General features: G+C 61.3%; 13 protein-coding genes. 8 read left to right on the forward strand and 5 right to left on the reverse strand.

Features of this window, described 5'->3' with window-relative positions:
• Positions 1 to 109: 109 nt before the first annotated feature.
• From rsmA to VLA07_RS24605, 4 genes are read right to left on the reverse strand one after another with little or no spacing between them, the layout of a single operon-like run.
• A complete protein-coding gene (gene rsmA / locus VLA07_RS24590) occupies positions 110 to 928 on the reverse strand; it encodes a 16S rRNA (adenine(1518)-N(6)/adenine(1519)-N(6))-dimethyltransferase RsmA (RefSeq protein ID WP_027610718.1) in 819 nt (272 codons plus the stop codon).
• Complete coding sequence (gene pdxA, locus VLA07_RS24595) at positions 925 to 1,914, reverse strand: 4-hydroxythreonine-4-phosphate dehydrogenase PdxA (protein WP_145593497.1); 990 nt, start codon at positions 1,912 to 1,914, stop codon at positions 925 to 927. The genes rsmA and pdxA overlap by 4 nt, the downstream gene beginning before the upstream one ends.
• Positions 1,911 to 3,227: a peptidylprolyl isomerase SurA gene (gene surA / locus VLA07_RS24600; protein ID WP_183785569.1), complete on the reverse strand. Its 1,317-nt coding sequence runs from the start codon at positions 3,225 to 3,227 to the stop codon at positions 1,911 to 1,913. The genes pdxA and surA overlap by 4 nt, the downstream gene beginning before the upstream one ends.
• Complete coding sequence (locus VLA07_RS24605) at positions 3,208 to 6,006, reverse strand: LPS-assembly protein LptD (protein ID WP_150370212.1); 2,799 nt, start codon at positions 6,004 to 6,006, stop codon at positions 3,208 to 3,210. Before VLA07_RS24605 ends, surA begins: the two co-directional genes overlap by 20 nt.
• A 130-nt stretch (positions 6,007 to 6,136) precedes the next feature.
• On the opposite strand from VLA07_RS24605, the gene VLA07_RS24610 reads away from it, so the two are divergent.
• From VLA07_RS24610 to VLA07_RS24620, 3 genes are read left to right on the forward strand one after another with little or no spacing between them, the layout of a single operon-like run.
• Entirely contained in the window at positions 6,137 to 7,156 is a 1,020-nt protein-coding gene (locus VLA07_RS24610) for an aminoglycoside phosphotransferase family protein (RefSeq protein WP_333992046.1), read from the forward strand.
• A complete protein-coding gene (gene murU / locus VLA07_RS24615) occupies positions 7,153 to 7,824 on the forward strand; it encodes an N-acetylmuramate alpha-1-phosphate uridylyltransferase MurU (protein WP_183785570.1) in 672 nt (223 codons plus the stop codon). Before VLA07_RS24610 ends, murU begins: the two co-directional genes overlap by 4 nt.
• Position 7,825: 1 nt before the next feature.
• Positions 7,826 to 8,593 carry a TerB family tellurite resistance protein gene (locus tag VLA07_RS24620; protein ID WP_103368679.1) on the forward strand — a complete coding sequence of 256 codons (768 nt, stop codon included), beginning with the start codon at positions 7,826 to 7,828 and terminating at the stop codon, positions 8,591 to 8,593.
• A gap of 140 nt (positions 8,594 to 8,733) precedes the next feature.
• Here VLA07_RS24620 and VLA07_RS24625 read toward each other — a convergent pair whose 3' ends face one another.
• Entirely contained in the window at positions 8,734 to 9,723 is a 990-nt protein-coding gene (locus VLA07_RS24625) for an alpha/beta hydrolase family protein (protein ID WP_330207886.1), read from the reverse strand.
• A 74-nt stretch (positions 9,724 to 9,797) separates the two neighbouring features.
• Here VLA07_RS24625 and VLA07_RS24630 point away from each other — a divergent pair, with 74 nt between their 5' ends.
• The 5 genes from VLA07_RS24630 (at position 9,798) to VLA07_RS24650 (ending at position 16,949) form a co-directional block, all read left to right on the forward strand.
• Positions 9,798 to 12,194 carry a PAS domain-containing sensor histidine kinase gene (locus VLA07_RS24630; protein ID WP_333992051.1) on the forward strand — a complete coding sequence of 799 codons (2,397 nt, stop codon included), beginning with the start codon at positions 9,798 to 9,800 and terminating at the stop codon, positions 12,192 to 12,194.
• A gap of 115 nt (positions 12,195 to 12,309) precedes the next feature.
• Positions 12,310 to 12,951: a response regulator gene (locus VLA07_RS24635; RefSeq protein WP_177327384.1), complete on the forward strand. Its 642-nt coding sequence runs from the start codon at positions 12,310 to 12,312 to the stop codon at positions 12,949 to 12,951.
• A gap of 351 nt (positions 12,952 to 13,302) precedes the next feature.
• A complete protein-coding gene (locus tag VLA07_RS24640) occupies positions 13,303 to 14,427 on the forward strand; it encodes an ABC transporter ATP-binding protein (RefSeq protein WP_007966453.1) in 1,125 nt (374 codons plus the stop codon).
• 48 nt (positions 14,428 to 14,475) lie between these two features.
• A complete protein-coding gene (locus tag VLA07_RS24645; protein ID WP_333992057.1) occupies positions 14,476 to 15,519 on the forward strand; it encodes an ABC transporter substrate-binding protein in 1,044 nt (347 codons plus the stop codon).
• A gap of 182 nt (positions 15,520 to 15,701) precedes the next feature.
• Positions 15,702 to 16,949: an ABC transporter permease gene (locus VLA07_RS24650; protein ID WP_096796648.1), complete on the forward strand. Its 1,248-nt coding sequence runs from the start codon at positions 15,702 to 15,704 to the stop codon at positions 16,947 to 16,949.
• Positions 16,950 to 16,957 lie beyond the last annotated feature (8 nt).

A 16,957-nucleotide genomic window follows, 5' to 3' on the forward strand; every position in this document is an offset into this window, starting at 1 on the left:
AGGGCCTTAAGCAAAGCGGAACGCGAGGCGTAGCTGATGGGGAATCAGTCTAGGCAAGTATCGGGCAGTAAACCAGAGTGGCGGTCTGCCCGATAGCGTTCATCGCCGGTCAGTCGGCGGCGGGGGCGGCAGGAACCTGCTCGGCGAGCTTGTCGGCCAGGCGCACGAATGCGGCCAGGTCCAGTTGCTCGGGGCGCAGGCTGCCATCGACACCGGCGGCTTCGATCTCGGCAGCGGTCATCAATTGCTTGAGGGTGTTGCGCAGGGTCTTGCGACGCTGGTTGAAGGCTTCGCGAACGACGCGCTCGAGCAGGCGATGATCCTTGGCCGGGTGCGGCAGTACCGCATGCGGCACCAGGCGGACGATGGCCGAGTCGACCTTCGGCGGCGGGTTGAACGCGCCCGGGCCGACGTTGAACAGGTGTTCCACACGGCAGTGATACTGAACCATGATTGACAGACGACCCCAGTCGCCGCCGCCCGGGCCAGCCGCCAGGCGCTCGACCACTTCCTTCTGCAACATGAAGTGCATGTCGCGAATGATGCCGGCGTTGTTCAACAGGTGAAATATCAGCGGCGTGGAGATGTTGTAGGGCAGGTTGCCGACCACGCGCAGGCTGTTCGGTGCGGCGTTCAGTGTGTTGAAGTCGAACTTGAGCGCGTCGCCCTGATGCAGGTTGAAGTTGCTCTTGCCGGCAAACTGCTGGTTGAGGATCGGGATCAGGTCCTTGTCCAGTTCCACCACGTCGAGCTGCGCACCGGAGTTGAGCAGGCCAGCGGTCAGCGCGCCCTGGCCCGGGCCGATTTCCAGCATGCGGTCGCCGGATTTGGCACTGATGGAGCGCAGGATGCGGTCGATGACGCCGGCATCGTGCAGGAAGTTCTGGCCAAAGCGTTTGCGCGCCTTGTGTTGGTATTGCTCGGTCATAAACGGGTCTCGGCCATCTGGTAGGCGGTTTCCAGGGCGACCTGCAGGCTGCCGGTGTCGATCTTGCCGCTGCCGGCCAGATCCAGGGCAGTGCCGTGGTCGACCGACGTGCGGATGATCGGCAGGCCGAGGGTCACGTTGACCGCCGCGCCGAAGCCTTTGTACTTCAGCACGGGCAGGCCTTGGTCGTGGTACATCGCCAGCACTGCGTCGCAGTGCTCCAGATATTTGGGGGTAAACAGAGTGTCGGCAGGCAGCGGGCCACGGAGGTCCATGCCCTCGCTGCGCAGGCGCTCTAATGTCGGTTCGATGATGTCGATTTCTTCATGGCCCAGGTGTCCGCCTTCGCCGGCGTGCGGGTTGAGTCCGCAGACCAGAATGCGTGGCCGGGCGATGCCGAATTTGTCTTGCAGGTCGGCGTGCAGAATTCGCGTGACCCGCTCCAGCCGCTCCGGGGTGATTGCATCGGCAATCTCGCGCAGGGGCAGGTGAGTAGTGACCAGGGCCACGCGCAAGCCGCGGGTAGCGAGCATCATCACCACTTGGGCGGTGTGGGTCAGGTCGGCGAGAAATTCCGTGTGTCCGGAGAACGGGATACCGGATTCGTTGATCACGCCCTTGTGTACCGGAGCGGTGATCATCCCGGCGAAGTCGCCGTTCAGGCAGCCGTTGCCGGCACGGGTCAGGGTTTCGAGGACGAAGGCGGCGTTAGCCTTGTTCAGTTGTCCGGCGACCACGGGAGCGCTGAGTGGAGTGTCCCAGACATACAGGCTACCGGCGGGGGCTGGAACCGCCGGCCAGTTGTCAGGCGCAACCTCAAGCAAAGTGACGGCCAGCCCCAACTGCGCGGCCCGCTCGGTGAGCAGGTCGCGGCTGGTGATGGCAATCAGGGGATGTGGCTGGGCTTGCGAGGCGAGCAGCAGGCACAGGTCGGGACCGATGCCGGCTGGTTCGCCGGGTGTCAGCGCGAAACGCTTGGGTTTCACTGCGCTGCCTGGTCTGCACCAGGGAGTTTGATTTCTACGTAGGCTTCTTCACGAATCTGACGCAGCCAGTTTTGCAGCTCTTCATCGTATTTTTTGTTGCGCAGAACATTCATTGCCTGTTGCTCGCGAGCCGACTCGGTGCTGTCGGTGGCGCGGCGGCCAAGGACTTCCAGTACGTGCCAGCCGTACTGAGTCTGGAACGGCTTGGACAGCTGACCTTGTGGGGTCTTGGCCATCACTTCGCGGAATTCCGGTACCAGTGCGTTCGGGTCGATCCAGTTCAGGTCGCCACCGTTGAGCGCCGAACCCGGGTCTTCGGAGTAGTTCTTCGCCAGTTCAGCGAAGTCTTCACCGGCCAGGATGCGATCGTACAGCGACTGCACCAGGGCCTTGGTCTTGGCTTCGTCACGGATCGGGCTTGGCTTGACCAGGATGTGGCGCACATGCACCTCATCACGCATCTGCGCTTCGCCACCACGTTTGGCCAGCAACTTGAGGATGATGAAACCACCCGGAGTGCGTGCAGGCTGAGTGATGTCGCCAACCGCCATGCTGCTCAGCTCGCGGTCGAACGGCGGTGGCAGTTGCGCAGCTTTACGCCAGCCCATGTCGCCGCCTTCCAGGGCGTTGTCGCTGCCGGATTTGGCAACGGCCATCTGACCGAAGTCGGCGCCTTGCTTGAGCTTCTGGTAAACGTCCATCGCCTGACGGTAAGCGCTCTGAATCGCATCAGAGTTGGCGCTTTCCGGCGTCGGGATCAGGATGTTGGCCAGGTGCAGTTCTTCGGACAGTTGCATCTTGCCCAGGTCGGAGGCGAGGAAGTTCTTCACTTCCTGCTCGGAGACCTGGATGCGCTCTGCCACACGGCGCTGACGCACACGGCTGATGATCATCTCGCGCTTGATCTGGTCACGGGCGTCGTCATAGGACAAACCGTCGTGTGCCAGGGCGGCGCGGAATTGATCCACGGTCATGTTGTTGCGCTGGGCAATGGTGCCGACCGCCTGGTTCAGCTCTTCATCGGTAATGCGGATGCCGGAACGCTCGCCGATCTGCAGTTGCAGGTTTTCGACGATCAGGCGCTCGAGCACCTGCTGATCCAGCACGCCCGGAGGCGGCATGCCGCCGCCACGCTTGGCGATGGTCTGCTGAACTTCGTGGACGCGCTGGTCCAGTTGGCTCTGCATGACCACGTCGTTATCAACGATCGCGACCACTTTATCGATGGACTGTACTGCGGCGTTGGCCGCAGTACCCAGGAACAGCGCGCCCAGCAGCAGCGGGCGCAGAGAATCAGAAAGCTTGGTCTTCACGTTGACGATAACCTTGGATGCCTTTGTCGAGGAAGCTCTCTACCTTGGCGCCAGTCAGGCCGCCGAGTCCCTTCAGAACAATTTGGAGGAAGACGCCGTGGTCGCCTTTTTCGTTTTCCGGGGCGTTCTGACTGAATTCGTCATAGCTGACCCAGTAACGATTGATCAGGCGCAGTTTCCAGCAGCAGTTGTCGTATTCGAAACCACCGAAGGCTTCCAGCGTACGGTTGCGGTTGTAGTCGTACTGCCAGCGGCTGATCGCGCTCCACTGCGGAACGATCGGCCAGATGACCGAGAAGTCATGCTGCTGGATCTTGTAGTAGTCCTTCACGTAGCCAGGCTGGCCCGGCGTGCCGTAGTCGCCACCACCCACCGACCATTTACCGGTGTTCTGATCGTAACGAACCTGGTCGTTGCGATAGCGATAACCGACGTTGACCACCTTGTTCGGGTTGTCTTCAGGCTGGTAATGGAACATCGCGCTGCCGGAACGCGGGCTGCGGCTGTCCGGGTCCCAGTTGTAGTCGGCCGTGGTGCGCCAGTCACGGTTCCAGCGATATTCGTATTCCAGAGCGTACGGTGATACGTCGGACTGGGCATCTTTACGATCGTTGAACGCGATGCCTGGCAGTTGGACTTCACGATCCTTGAAGTAGTAAGCCTGGCCGACGCTGATGCGTTGACGCTCGAAACCGTCGTCTTCGATCCAGCGGCTGGTCACACCCAGCGACAGCTTGTTCTCGTCGCCGACACGGTCGGAGCCGGAGAAGCGGTTGTCACGGAACAGCGACGCGTAGTTGAAGGTGTATTCGCTGGTGTCGAATACCGGAATGTCTTCCTGATCAACCTTGGGTACATACAGGTAGAACAGACGCGGTTCCAGAGTCTGGCGATAGTTCTTGCCGAAGTACGACGTGTTGCGGTCGAAGTACAGGCCGCTGTCGACGCTGGCGATCGGTACGCCACGGCTCTGGTTGCTGTCGAAGGTGCCGTTGAGTTTGTTCTGCTCGGCGGTTTGATTGGCGATCTGGCCTTTGCCAATACTGTCCAAATCCAGCTGGTATTGGGTGTACTGATACTTGAGCGATGGCTTCAGGAAACCATAGGTCCAGTTCATCGGCAGACTGACACCAGGTTTCAGATTCAGGCGGTCGCCGTTGGCTCGCGCCAAGCCTTGAACATTGGTGTCGAGACGATCATCGATCGTACCGTCTTCGTTGGTGAATTTGCCATTTTGCAGATCACGATCAAAGCGAACAAGCTCGGTCTCGTAATCGAAGTTCAAACCTTCCGGGTGATACGGCAGTTGCCCGTTGAAAGTGATCTGCGGCAGACGGCCGTAAGGCGTGATGTTCGAAACGGTCGCGAGTTGGTACTGCTGAGCGTTCAACGTGGCGGTATACGAGTCGCCACGATAGGAAACCAGACCCTGTTGGTTCACGAAGTCAGCACTCTTCACACCGATCTGATCAGTGGTCAGGTCCTGGAAGTAGTACGGATCGCTGATCTTGGTGTAGTCGACCTGAGTCATCACACGGGAGTCGAGACCGCCCTTGTGCTGCCAGTTGTACATGTAGCGATTTTTTTCGTAATCGGACTGCTTGCTGCGATCGGTATCTTCGTCGTTCAGATACGCCGCACCAAACTGGCCTTCGCTGGACTTGGTCAGGTAACGGAACTCGCCTTCGACCAGCATGCCGCGTTTGCTCATGTAACGCGGGTACAACGTGGCATCGTAGTTCGGCGCCAGGTTGAAGTAGTACGGGGTGACCAGCATGAAGCCGGTATCGCTGCCGGTGCCGATGGTCGGCGGCAGGAAGCCCGATTGGCGACGATCGTCGATCGGGAAGTAGATGTACGGCGTGTACAGGATCGGAATGTCCTTGACCCGCAGTGTCACGTTGGTCGCGGTACCGAAGCCGGTGGCAGGGTTCAGGGTGATGTTGTTGCCCTTGAGCTGCCAGGCGTTGCTGTTCGGTTCGCACGTGGTGTACGTGCCGTCCTTCAAGCGGATGATCGCGTTCTCGGCACGCTTGGCGTACAGCGCGTTACCGCGGATGCGCGATTTGTGCATCACGTATTCGGCGTTGTCGACCTTGGCTTCACCGGTGTCGAGCTGTACATCGGCGTGATCGCCGACGATCAGTGCACCGTTGTCGCGAATGCGCACGTCGCCATTGAGTTCGGCGCGGCTCTCGGCCTGATACAGGCTGGCCTCGTCGGACTCGACCTGCATGCTGCCCTGACGCAGGACCACGTCGCCGGCCAGCGTACCCACCTGATCTTCGGTGTTGTAGCGCGAGGCTTTGGCGCCGATAAAGGTCGGTGCGTCACTTTTATTCGTCTTGTCATTCATGCCAGGACGAATCGGTTCGATATAGGAACCAGAGCAGTAAGGACCGGTCTCGGCCAATTGGGCGGCGGTGAGCTTCTCGCGCGGAACCCAGTCGAGGTGACTGTAGTCTTCGCTACGGGATTTCAGGCCGCGGCCTTTGGCTTCGGTGACCAGCACAGGCTTGGCGCCGGTGTCGGATGTGGAACCGTTCTGGGTCGGGGCTTCGCCGGCGGCGCTGACAGCGCTGCCGTCATGCACCGGACGCGGCGGCAATGCAGCTGCCGGCGTCTTGGGCGCACACGCCCAGCCACCCGTTGCCGAGACGGCGCAGTCATACTGCTCGGCGGCAACAACGAATTGACTGGCCAGAGGTTGCATAGCCAGCAGACTGCCGGTTACCAACAACGGAAATTTTTTACGAAACGCGGGGGATTTCAATGCCATCTTATTAGTCCGGGCTTCCTGCGTGCCATCTGCCCGCGGTGTGGGCCGCACGCCTCTCGATGGTCTGAAAAAGATGCTGGATAATAAAGCATGACCCGCTTGACGGCTAGCGCCGTCGGAGACCCTTGCAATGCCTGACCAAGATGTACGCTTGCAACACCTGAAAGTTTGGCTCGATGAGCAGTTGGCAATCCTGTTTGCAGATCAGGGCTGGGGCGCCGTGCCCCCGGCCACGTTGACCGCGGCCAGCAGCGACGCGAGTTTCCGCCGGTATTTCCGTTGGGAAGGCGCGGGTCGCAGTTTCGTCGTGATGGACGCGCCACCGCCCCAGGAAAACTGCAAACCGTTCGTGGATATCGCCTTTTTGCTGGCGAAATCCGGAATTAACGTGCCGAAAATTTATGCAGAAGACCTCGAACGCGGATTTCTTTTGCTCAATGACCTGGGCAACAAGACCTATCTGGACGTAATCGACAGCGAAAATGCCGACGCTTTGTTCAGCGATGCCTTGCAGGCGCTGTTGGCTTTTCAGCAATTGCCGATGGTCGCACCGCTGCCGAGTTACGACGTGGCACTGCTGCGCCGCGAGCTGGAACTGTTCCCCGAGTGGTATGTGAAGCGCGAACTCGGCGTCGAGTTCGACGCGGCACAGCAGCAACAATGGCAAGCCGTCAGCGATCTGCTGATCGACAGCGCCCTGGCTCAGCCGAAAGTGCTGGTGCACCGCGACTACATGCCGCGCAATCTGATGCTCAGCGAGCCGAATCCGGGCGTACTGGACTTTCAGGATGCGGTCTACGGCCCGGTCACCTACGACGTGACCTGCCTGTTCAAGGACGCCTTCCTCAGTTGGCCTGAAGAGCGCGTGCGTGGCTGGCTGGAAAGCTACTGGCAGCAAGCCTCGGCGCTGGACATCCCGGTGCAAGCGGATTTCGAAGACTTCCTGCGTGCCAGCGACCTGATGGGCGTACAACGCCACCTGAAAGTCATCGGCATCTTCGCCCGCATCTGCCATCGCGATGGCAAGCCGCGCTACCTGGCCGACGTGCCGCGTTTCTTCGCCTATATAGAAGCGGTGCTTGCGCGTCGTCCTGAACTGGCGGATCTGCAGGCGTTGCTCGCCAGTCTGCGTGGCGGAGCGACTGCATGAAGGCGATGATTCTGGCGGCAGGCAAGGGCGAGCGCATGCGCCCGCTGACCCTGACCACCCCCAAGCCGCTGGTGCGTGCCGGTGGCGTACCGTTGATCGAATATCACCTGCGCGCACTGGCGGCAGCCGGTTTCAGCGAGATCGTGATCAACCATGCCTGGCTCGGTCAGCAGATCGAAGATTACCTGGGCGACGGTTCGCAGTTTGGCGTGAGCATCCAGTACTCGCCGGAAGGTGAGCCGCTGGAAACCGGCGGCGGGATTTTCCGCGCCTTGCCGCTGCTCGGTGACGATGCGTTTCTGGTGGTCAACGGTGACATCTGGACCGATTACGACTTCAGCGTGCTGCATCAACCGATCAATGGTCTGGCGCATCTCGTACTGGCGGACAACCCGGCTCATCATCCGGCGGGCGATTTCATCCTGACTGACGGCCGGGTGAGCGATGCTCAGCCGGGTGCGCAAACCCTGACCTACAGCGGCATCGCTGTCCTGCATCCGCAGTTGTTCGATGGCTGCACGGACGGCGCATTCAAGCTCGCACCACTGCTGCGCAACGCCATGGCTGACGGACAGGTCAGCGGTGAGCGTCTGAAAGGTCACTGGGTGGATGTCGGTACGCATGAGCGTCTGGCCGAAGCTGAAGCATTGATAGAAGCGAGTCGTTGATATGTTGTGGCCAGGGACTCTGATTGGAGCCGGAGCGGGTTTTGCGATTGCCAGCATTCCGGGGGCCATGCTTGGGGCATTGTTGGGACAGGCGCTGGATCGGCGCCTGCACCTGCAAAGCTGGGGGCACTTGCGGGAAAAACTCGGCGGACGGCCGATGTTGCGCAACGACGAATTGCTGTTCGTGTTGCTCGGGCGTCTGGCCAAGAGTGACGGGCGAGTGACGGACGGCCATATCCAGCAGGCGCGCAATGAAATGAACGCCCTGGAAATGAGCGAACCGGCACGGCGACGGGCGATTGCTGCGTTCAATCGCGGTAAGGCCGGCGGCGACCGCCTGCGCGGTTATCTGCGCCGCCTGAGTGCTCAGCCGCATGCCGCCGAGGGCGTGTTGCGCGCCTGCTGGCGGATGGTCTGGGCCGACGGTCGTGCGGGCGTCAGTGAGCGTGAATTGTTGGCGCAGTGGGGCAAGTGGCTGGGTTGGACAACCCACCAGATTCAGGCGCTGGCCAACGATTACGAGCCCAATAAACGGCCGATTGTCAGTGCCGCGGTGAGTTATCAGGAAGCGATGCGCCTGCTCGGGGTGTCGGCGACCAGCGAGCCGGCGCAGATCAAGCGCGCCTATCGCCGGCTGCTCAGTCGTCATCACCCGGACAAGATCGCCGGCAGCGGCGCGACGCCGGAGCAGGTGCGTGACGCGACCGAGAAAACCCGCGAGCTGCACAACGCGTTTACGCTGATCCGGGCGCGGCGGGATTTTCGCTGATCGTTGCCGTTAAAGATGGGGCGGCTGAAATGGCCTCATCGCGAGCAGGCTCGCTCCCACACTGATTGCATTCCTACAGATGGAATGCATTCAAATGTGGGAGCGAGTCTGCTCGCGAATGGGGCGACTCGGTCTTCCAGTCAGTCCGTCTTCTGCGGATTCAACCAGCCACGCACCCGCCGGAACAGCTGTTCCTGCTCAGCCTTTTTATCCGGTAACGCCTTGAGCGCCACCTGGCTGAAGGTCGAAGTCTTCAAGCGCTTGCTGGCCTGCATGCGCTCCAGCGCCGCGTTGCGATCCAGCGCCTTGTCCATGTAGAAAATGTCGGCGGTCGGCAACTTCAGGGTCGGTGTCAGCTCGGCCAATTGTGGCTTGGCCTTGCTCGGCGTTTGCGCATCGACCATCACCAGTTTCTCGACCTGCGAACTCTGCCGCTCGCTGAGAAAGCGCGCTGCCCAGTACGCGCCCGTACCGTGACCGAGGACCACGACCCGGCGTGCGCTTTGCTGCTCGGCGTAGGCGATCGCCGCATCGATCCGCGCAAAGATCCGTTCGGCATCAGCCTTGGATTGTTCTTCAGTCGTTTCGGCGACCACCTGATCCGCCACTTCCGCTTCACCGCCCGCCGCCTGTTCGATCGGTTGCGCAGTGGTGGAATCCTTGCTGCCACTTTCCGGGGCTTTCGGCGCGGCGGCGGGCGCAATCACCCGCGGTGCGATGACATCGCTTTGCAGATCCGGCAGGGTGATACTCAGGCTGCTCCACTCGACATCGGGCAATTTGCTGCGCAGTGGGCCGATCACTTGCGGCCAGTCAGCGGTTTCGCCGGCGCCGGGGACGATAATCACCGCACCTTTGGGCTCGGCAGTGTTGGCCGGTTTCCACAGGGCGAGGAAAGTATCGGCGCCGGCCTGCAATTGCTGCTGTTCTTGTGCCGGGACTTTGCGTTCCAGTGCTGCGGCTTCTTCCTGACTACGCTCAAGCAGTGGCTGGCGTTCGGCCGGTTTTTCGGCGGCCGGTTGCTCGGCGGTGGAGGCGGGCGCCGGATCGGCGGCTTCGACGGAAAACGCACAAGGCAGGATCAGCGACAGGCACAATGCTGGCATTGCCAGGCGGTAGACAGAGGGCATCGGTTATTCCAGGCCAGAAAAGTATCCCGGCAGCCTAATGGGTTGGTCAGAATTTGTCAGTGCAAGAGACTTCAATGATGCGTTTTTGCTGCCTGTGGGTTATCGGCTGGTTGTGTTTTCCCTTGATGGGCTGGGCGGCGTCTGCGCCGGCGGCGCATGCAGCGCTGTTGACGCCCGGCGAGCAGCAATGGCTGGCGCAGCACCGTGAGCTGCGTGTTGGCCTGGTATTGCAGGCGCCGTACGCGCAATACGACCGGCGCTTGCAGCGACTGTCCGGGGCTAATGTCGAATTGATGAAGGCGCTGGCCAAGACGCTGAACGTCGAGCTGAGCTGGCGCAATTTTCAGGACCTGGCGCAACTGGAAGACGCCGCCCGCGAAGGTGAAATCGACATCGCCCCGGGCCTGACCCAGACCCCGGGTGCGCTGCGCCTGTGGCTGTTTTCCGATCCCTACATGCGTGTGCCGCAACTGGTGGTCAGCGACCAGAAGAGCGGCGGCGTGGTCGAGCTGGAAAAGCTCGACAGCCTGTCCCGCGTCGCGGTGCGCATGCCCAGCGTCACCGCGGATTATTTGCGCAGCACCTATCCCCATCTGAATCTGCAAGGCGTGCCGCTGGAGCGTCAGGCACTGCAACTGTTGCTGACCCAACAAGCGTCCTACGCCGTGATAGATGAAGCGCAACTCGGGCGCTTGTCCGCCGAGCCGGAGTTCGCCGGGTTGGTGGTGGTCGGCGATATCGGCTTGCCGCAGCTGTTGCGGGTTGCCACGCGGCGCGACTGGCCGCAATTGGCCGGGATCATCGAAAGCGCCTTGCGAGCGATCCCGGCCAAGGATCTGGAGCGCCTGCACAACCAATGGCTGCAACCCAAGTACCCACGGCTCACGGAGTCGCCGGGGTTCTGGCAGAACCTCAGCCTGTTGTTTGCGGTGTTGTTGCTCAGTTGCCTGGCCATCGTTGTCTGGCAACGACGCCAGCAACACAGCCTCGAACAGCGTCTGCTGGCTGCACGTGAAGACATCGCCCTGCGCGCGGCCAGCGAAGAAGCCTTGCGCCTGACCCAGTTTTCCATCGATCAAAGCACCGTCGGCATTCTCTGGGTCAACTGGGATAGCCATGTGCGCTACGCCAACCGCGCTGCGGAACACATGCTCGGTTATCCACAGGGCGCGCTGATCGAACGGCCGCTGATCGACTTCGAACCCGGCCTGCACATGGATCGCTGGCTCAACCTGTGGAAACGCGCGCGGGCCAGTGAAGAAGGGCCGCTGAGCTTTGAAACCAGTTGCGTGCGCGCCGATGGCAGCATCCTGCCGGCGGACGTCTCGCTGAGTTTTCTGCGTTTTCGCGACAGCGAGTATCTGGTGGTTTATCTCACCGACGTCACCGAGCGCCGCCGCGCCCTGGCCGCGTTGCAGGAAAGTGAAGCGCGCCTGCAAGGCATCGCCGCCAACGTTCCAGGGCTGGTGTTCCGCCTGGAGCGGGCGCCGGTGACCGGGCAGATCGATTTCGCCTACATCAGCGAGGGCAGCGAGAGTCTGGTCGGCTATGCGCCGGCCGCCATCGCCCATCGCGACATGGGCTTGCGCAGTCTGGTGCACCCGGACGACAGGGCCAGTTACCACCAGACTCAGGATCAAGCGCTGGACACTGACAGTGACTGGTCGTGGCAGGGTCGCATCCTCACCCGTCAGGGCGAGCAGCGCTGGGCCGAGATCAAGGCAATCACCCGACAGCTGGAGGATGGCGCCTATGTCTGGGACGGCATCGTCTGGGACATCAGCGAAAGCAAACGTATCGAGCTGGAGCTTGCCGCCTCCCGCGAGCAACTGCGCGAATTGTCGGCGCACCTGGAAAGCGTGCGCGAAGAAGAAAAGGCGCGGATCGCCCGCGAAGTGCACGATGAGCTGGGGCAGATGCTCACGGTGCTGAAGCTGGAAACCTCGATGTGCGAACTGGCCTACGCACAACTCGACCCGGGGCTGCACGAGCGCTTGAACAGCATGAAACGCCTGATCGCCCAGTTGTTCCAGCTGGTGCGTGATGTGGCGACGGCGTTGCGCCCGCCGATTCTCGATGCCGGGATTGCTTCAGCGATCGAGTGGCAGGCGCGGCGCTTCGAGGCGCGTACGCAGATTCCGTGTCTGGTGCAGGTGCCGGACAATCTGCCGGCGCTCAGCGATGCCAAGGCGATCGGGCTGTTCCGCATCCTGCAGGAGGCGCTGACCAACGTCATGCGCCATGCTCAGGCGCATACTGTGGAGCTGACACTGGCGCTGCAAGGCGACGAGTTGTGTCTGACGGTCAGCGACGATGGCGTAGGCTTTGTCGCTGCGGCGGATCGGCCGACGTCCTTTGGTTTGGTCGGTATGCGCGAGCGGGTGCTGATCATGGGCGGACGCTTGTTGCTTGAGAGTGAGCCGGGGGAGGGCACCAGTCTGCATGTGTGGGTGCCGGTGAATGAGGTCTGATGGTTATGTGGTGTTCGGGTCGACGCTTTCGCGAGCAGGCTCGCTCCCACATTGGAATGCACTTCCCTGTGGGAGCGAGCCTGCTCGCGAATGACCTTGGCGCTGAATAAGAATAATGGAGAAGAACGTGATCCGTGTATTGGTAGCCGAAGACCACACCATCGTCCGTGAAGGCATCAAGCAATTGATCGGCCTGGCCAAGGATCTGCAAGTGGTGGGGGAGGCGAGCAATGGCGAGCAGCTCCTCGAAACCTTGCGCAGCGTGCCGTGTGAAGTGGTGCTGCTGGATATCTCAATGCCTGGCGTCAACGGGTTGGAGGCGATTCCACGGATTCGCGCGCTGAACAATCCACCGGCGATTCTGGTGCTGTCGATGCACGACGAGGCGCAAATGGCCGCCCGTGCGCTCAAGGTCGGCGCCGCGGGCTATGCGACCAAGGACAGCGATCCGGCATTGCTGCTGACGGCGATTCGCAAAGTGGCGGCCGGCGGACGTTACATCGACCCGGAACTGGCCGACCGCATGGTCTTCGAAGTCGGCCTGACCGACACGCGTCCGTTGCATTCGCTGCTGTCCGAGCGTGAGTTCTCGGTGTTCGAACGCCTGGCCCAGGGCGCCAACGTCAACGACATCGCCCAGCAACTGGCGCTGAGCAGCAAGACCATCAGCACCCACAAGGCGCGGCTGATGCAGAAGCTCAACATCACCTCGCTGGCCGAGCTGGTCAAATACGCGATGGAGCACAAACTTCTCTAAAGATCACCGCAGTTAAAACTGTAGGAGTGAGCCTGCTCGCGATAGCGGTCTGTCAGGCAATACTTCAGTGACTGAGCCACCGCTATCGCGAGCAGGCTCACTCCTACAGGGGATCTTCATAGCGCCCGAAATTGCGAGCATACCCATTAGCGACAACCGCTTTTGCTTGTTCTCGTGGCTTGTCGCGTGGCGCTCGTCGCTCGCTTGCCAAAACGCGCCATCCTTGTAGGGCAATCCCTACCCCCAACCTTCCATCCGGCTGAGGCGATTCTCTCCTGCGCCCCGATTTGCGTGGCTGGCGCCAGCCACTAGGCTTAATCCACAGCAGTTACCAATAACAAAGGTGTGGGTATGAGCCAGGTCGATTCAAACGCAGGGGCCAGTGACGTGCTGGTCAGCTTTCGTGGAGTGCAGAAGAGCTACGACGGCGAGAACCTGATCGTCAAAGACCTCAACCTGGACATTCGCAAAGGCGAGTTCCTGACCCTGCTCGGGCCGTCCGGCTCGGGCAAGACCACCAGCCTGATGATGCTCGCCGGGTTCGAAACCCCGACCGCCGGCGAAATCCTCCTGGCCGGCCGTGCAATCAACAACGTGCCGCCGCACAAGCGCGACATCGGCATGGTGTTCCAGAACTACGCGCTGTTCCCGCACATGACCGTGGCCGAGAATCTGGCCTTCCCGCTGACCGTACGTGGCCTGAACAAGAGCGACGTCAGCGACAAGGTCAAGAAAGTCCTGAGCATGGTCCAGCTCGACGCCTTCGCTTCGCGCTATCCGGCACAACTCTCCGGCGGTCAGCAGCAGCGTGTGGCGCTGGCGCGGGCGCTGGTGTTCGAACCGCAACTGGTGCTGATGGACGAACCGCTGGGCGCCCTCGACAAGCAACTGCGCGAACACATGCAGATGGAGATCAAACACCTGCACCAGCGCCTCGGCGTGACCGTGGTCTATGTGACCCACGACCAGGGTGAAGCGCTGACCATGTCCGACCGCGTCGCCGTGTTTCATCAGGGCGAGATCCAGCAGATCGCCCCGCCGCGCACCCTCTACGAAGAACCGAAAAACACTTTCGTCGCCAACTTCATCGGCGAGAACAACCGCCTCAACGGCCGTCTGCTCAGCCAGAGCGGCGAGCGTTGCGTGGTTGAGTTGGGTCGCGGCGAGAAGGTCGAGGCGCTGGCGGTCAACGTCGGCCAGACCGGCGAACCGGTGACCCTGTCGATCCGCCCGGAGCGCGTCAGCCTCAACGGTTCGAGCGACCAATGTGTCAACCGCTTCTCAGGGAGGGTAGCGGAATTCATCTATCTGGGCGACCACGTCCGGGTGCGCCTGGAAGTCTGCGGCAAGACCGACTTCTTCGTGAAACAGCCGATTGCCGAGCTCGATCCAGCGCTCGCGGTCGGCGACGTGGTTCCGCTTGGCTGGCAGGTCGAGCACGTTCGCGCACTCGATCCTCTTCTAGAGGCGCATTAAGCGCCCCGGCAATACCAACACCAACCCTGCACGTGGAGAGAACAATAAATGTTGAGATCCCTGAAGTTCACCGCCCTGACCCTGGGCCTGATGGGTACGGCCAGCGCGATGGCCGCCGGTCCCGATCTGACTGTGGTGTCGTTTGGCGGGGCGAACAAGGCGGCGCAAGTCAAAGCCTTCTACGCACCGTGGGAAGCGGCGGGCAACGGCAAGATCGTTGCCGGCGAGTACAACGGCGAAATGGCCAAGGTCAAAGCCATGGTCGACACCAAGAGCGTGTCGTGGGATCTGGTGGAAGTTGAATCGCCAGAGCTGTCCCGTGGTTGCGACGAAGACATGTTCGAACAACTCGACCCGGCAATGTTCGGCAAGACCGAAGACTACGTCAAAGGTGCGATTCAGCCGTGCGGCGTGGGCTTCTTCGTCTGGTCGACCGTGCTCGCGTACAACGCCGACAAGCTGAAAACCGCGCCAACCAGCTGGGCCGATTTCTGGGACACCAAGAAATTCCCGGGCAAGCGTGGCCTGCGCAAAGGCGCCAAGTACACCCTGGAATTCGCGCTGATGGCCGACGGTGTTGCACCGAAGGACGTTTATAAAGAGCTGGCGAGCAAGGGTGGGCAGGATCGCGCGTTCAAGAAACTCGATGAACTCAAGCCAAGCATTCAGTGGTGGGAGGCCGGTGCACAACCACCGCAATACCTTGCTTCCGGTGACGTGGTCATGAGCTCGGCCTACAACGGTCGCATCGCCGCCGTGCAGAAAGAATCCAACCTGAAAGTGGTGTGGAATGGCGGCATCTACGACTTCGATGCGTGGGCCATCCCGAAAGGTCTGGACGCCAAGCGCGCCGAAGCGGCGAAGAAATTCATCGCCTACTCGGTTCAGCCGCAGCAACAGAAGACCTACTCGGAAAACATCGCCTACGGCCCGGCCAACACTCAAGCAGTCCCGCTGCTGAGCAAGGACGTGCTGAAAGACATGCCGACCACCCCGGAAAACATCGCCAACCAGGTGCAGATCGACGTCAGCTTCTGGGCTGATAACGGCGAGCAACTGGAACAGCGCTTCAATTCCTGGGCTGCGAAGTAATCCGAGAGCTTGCTCTCCTGTGGGAGCGGGCTTGCTCGCGAAAGCATCAGCACATTCAACATTGATGTCGACTGATGCGCCGCCTTCGCGAGCAAGCCCGCTCCCACATCTGGATTTGTGTGCATCAATCGATCGAGGTGGTTCGCCACCTCTGTAACGATCAAAGATTTGCGGAGTACGTCATGGCCATCGCCGTTCCCCTGAACGAGGGCGCCAGCCCCACCTTGAAGCAGAAGCTCAAGCGCGCCGAGCGGGTCAACCGCTGGAAGGCCCAGGCGTTGATTGCGCCGCTGGTGCTGTTTCTGTTGCTGGTGTTTCTGGTACCGATCGTGGCGCTGCTCTACAAAAGCGTCGGCAACCCGGAAGTGGTCGGCGGCATGCCGCGCACCGTGGCGGCCATCGCCAGTTGGGACGGCCGTGGCCTGCCCGCTGAACCGGTATACAAAGCGGCCGGCGAAGATCTCGCCGAAGCCCGCAAAAACCAGACGCTGGGCGATCTGTCCAAGCGCTTGAACATGGAGTTGGCCGGCTATCGCAGCCTGCTGACCAAAACCGCCCGGGCGCTGCCCTTCGCCAGCGAACCGGCCTCCTATAAAGAAGCCCTCGAAGCGCTCGACGAGCGTTGGGGCGATCCGGCCTACTGGCAAGCGGTCAAACGCAACACCAGCAGCATCACGCCTTACTACCTGCTGGCGGCGGTGGATCACCGTATCGATGATCTCGGCGAACTGGCCCCGGCCACCCCGGATCAGGCGATCTACCTCGACATCTTCGCCCGCACGTTCTGGATGGGCCTGATCATCACCGTGATCTGCCTGTTTCTCGCCTATCCCCTGGCTTATCTGCTGGCGAACCTGCCATCGCGGCAGAGCAACCTGCTGATGATTCTGGTGCTGTTGCCGTTCTGGACCTCGATTCTGGTACGGGTCGCGGCGTGGATCGTGTTGCTGCAATCGGGCGGGCTGATCAACAGCGCGCTGCTGGCCATGGGCATCATTGATAAGCCGCTGGAACTGGTGTTCAACCGCACCGGGGTCTACATCTCGATGGTGCACATCCTGCTGCCGTTCATGATCCTGCCGATCTACAGCGTGATGAAAGGCATCTCGCCGACCTACATGCGCGCCGCCATCTCGCTGGGCTGCCATCCGTTCGCCAGTTTCTGGCGGGTGTACTTCCCGCAGACTTATGCCGGCGTCGGTGCCGGTTGCCTGTTGGTGTTCATCCTCGCCATCGGCTACTACATCACCCCGGCGCTGCTCGGCAGCCCGAACGATCAGATGGTCAGCTACTTCGTCGCGTTCTACACCAACACCAGCATCAACTGGGGCATGGCCACTGCGCTGGGCGGCCTGTTGCTGCTGGCGACCGTGGTGCTTTATCTGATCTACAGCTGGCTGGTGGGCGCCAGTCGCCTGCGCCTGAGCTAAGGGGAATT

This window comes from Pseudomonas sp. S3(2024) (assembly GCF_036861315.1).
Taxonomy (GTDB): Bacteria; Pseudomonadota; Gammaproteobacteria; order Pseudomonadales; family Pseudomonadaceae; genus Aquipseudomonas; species Aquipseudomonas putida_A.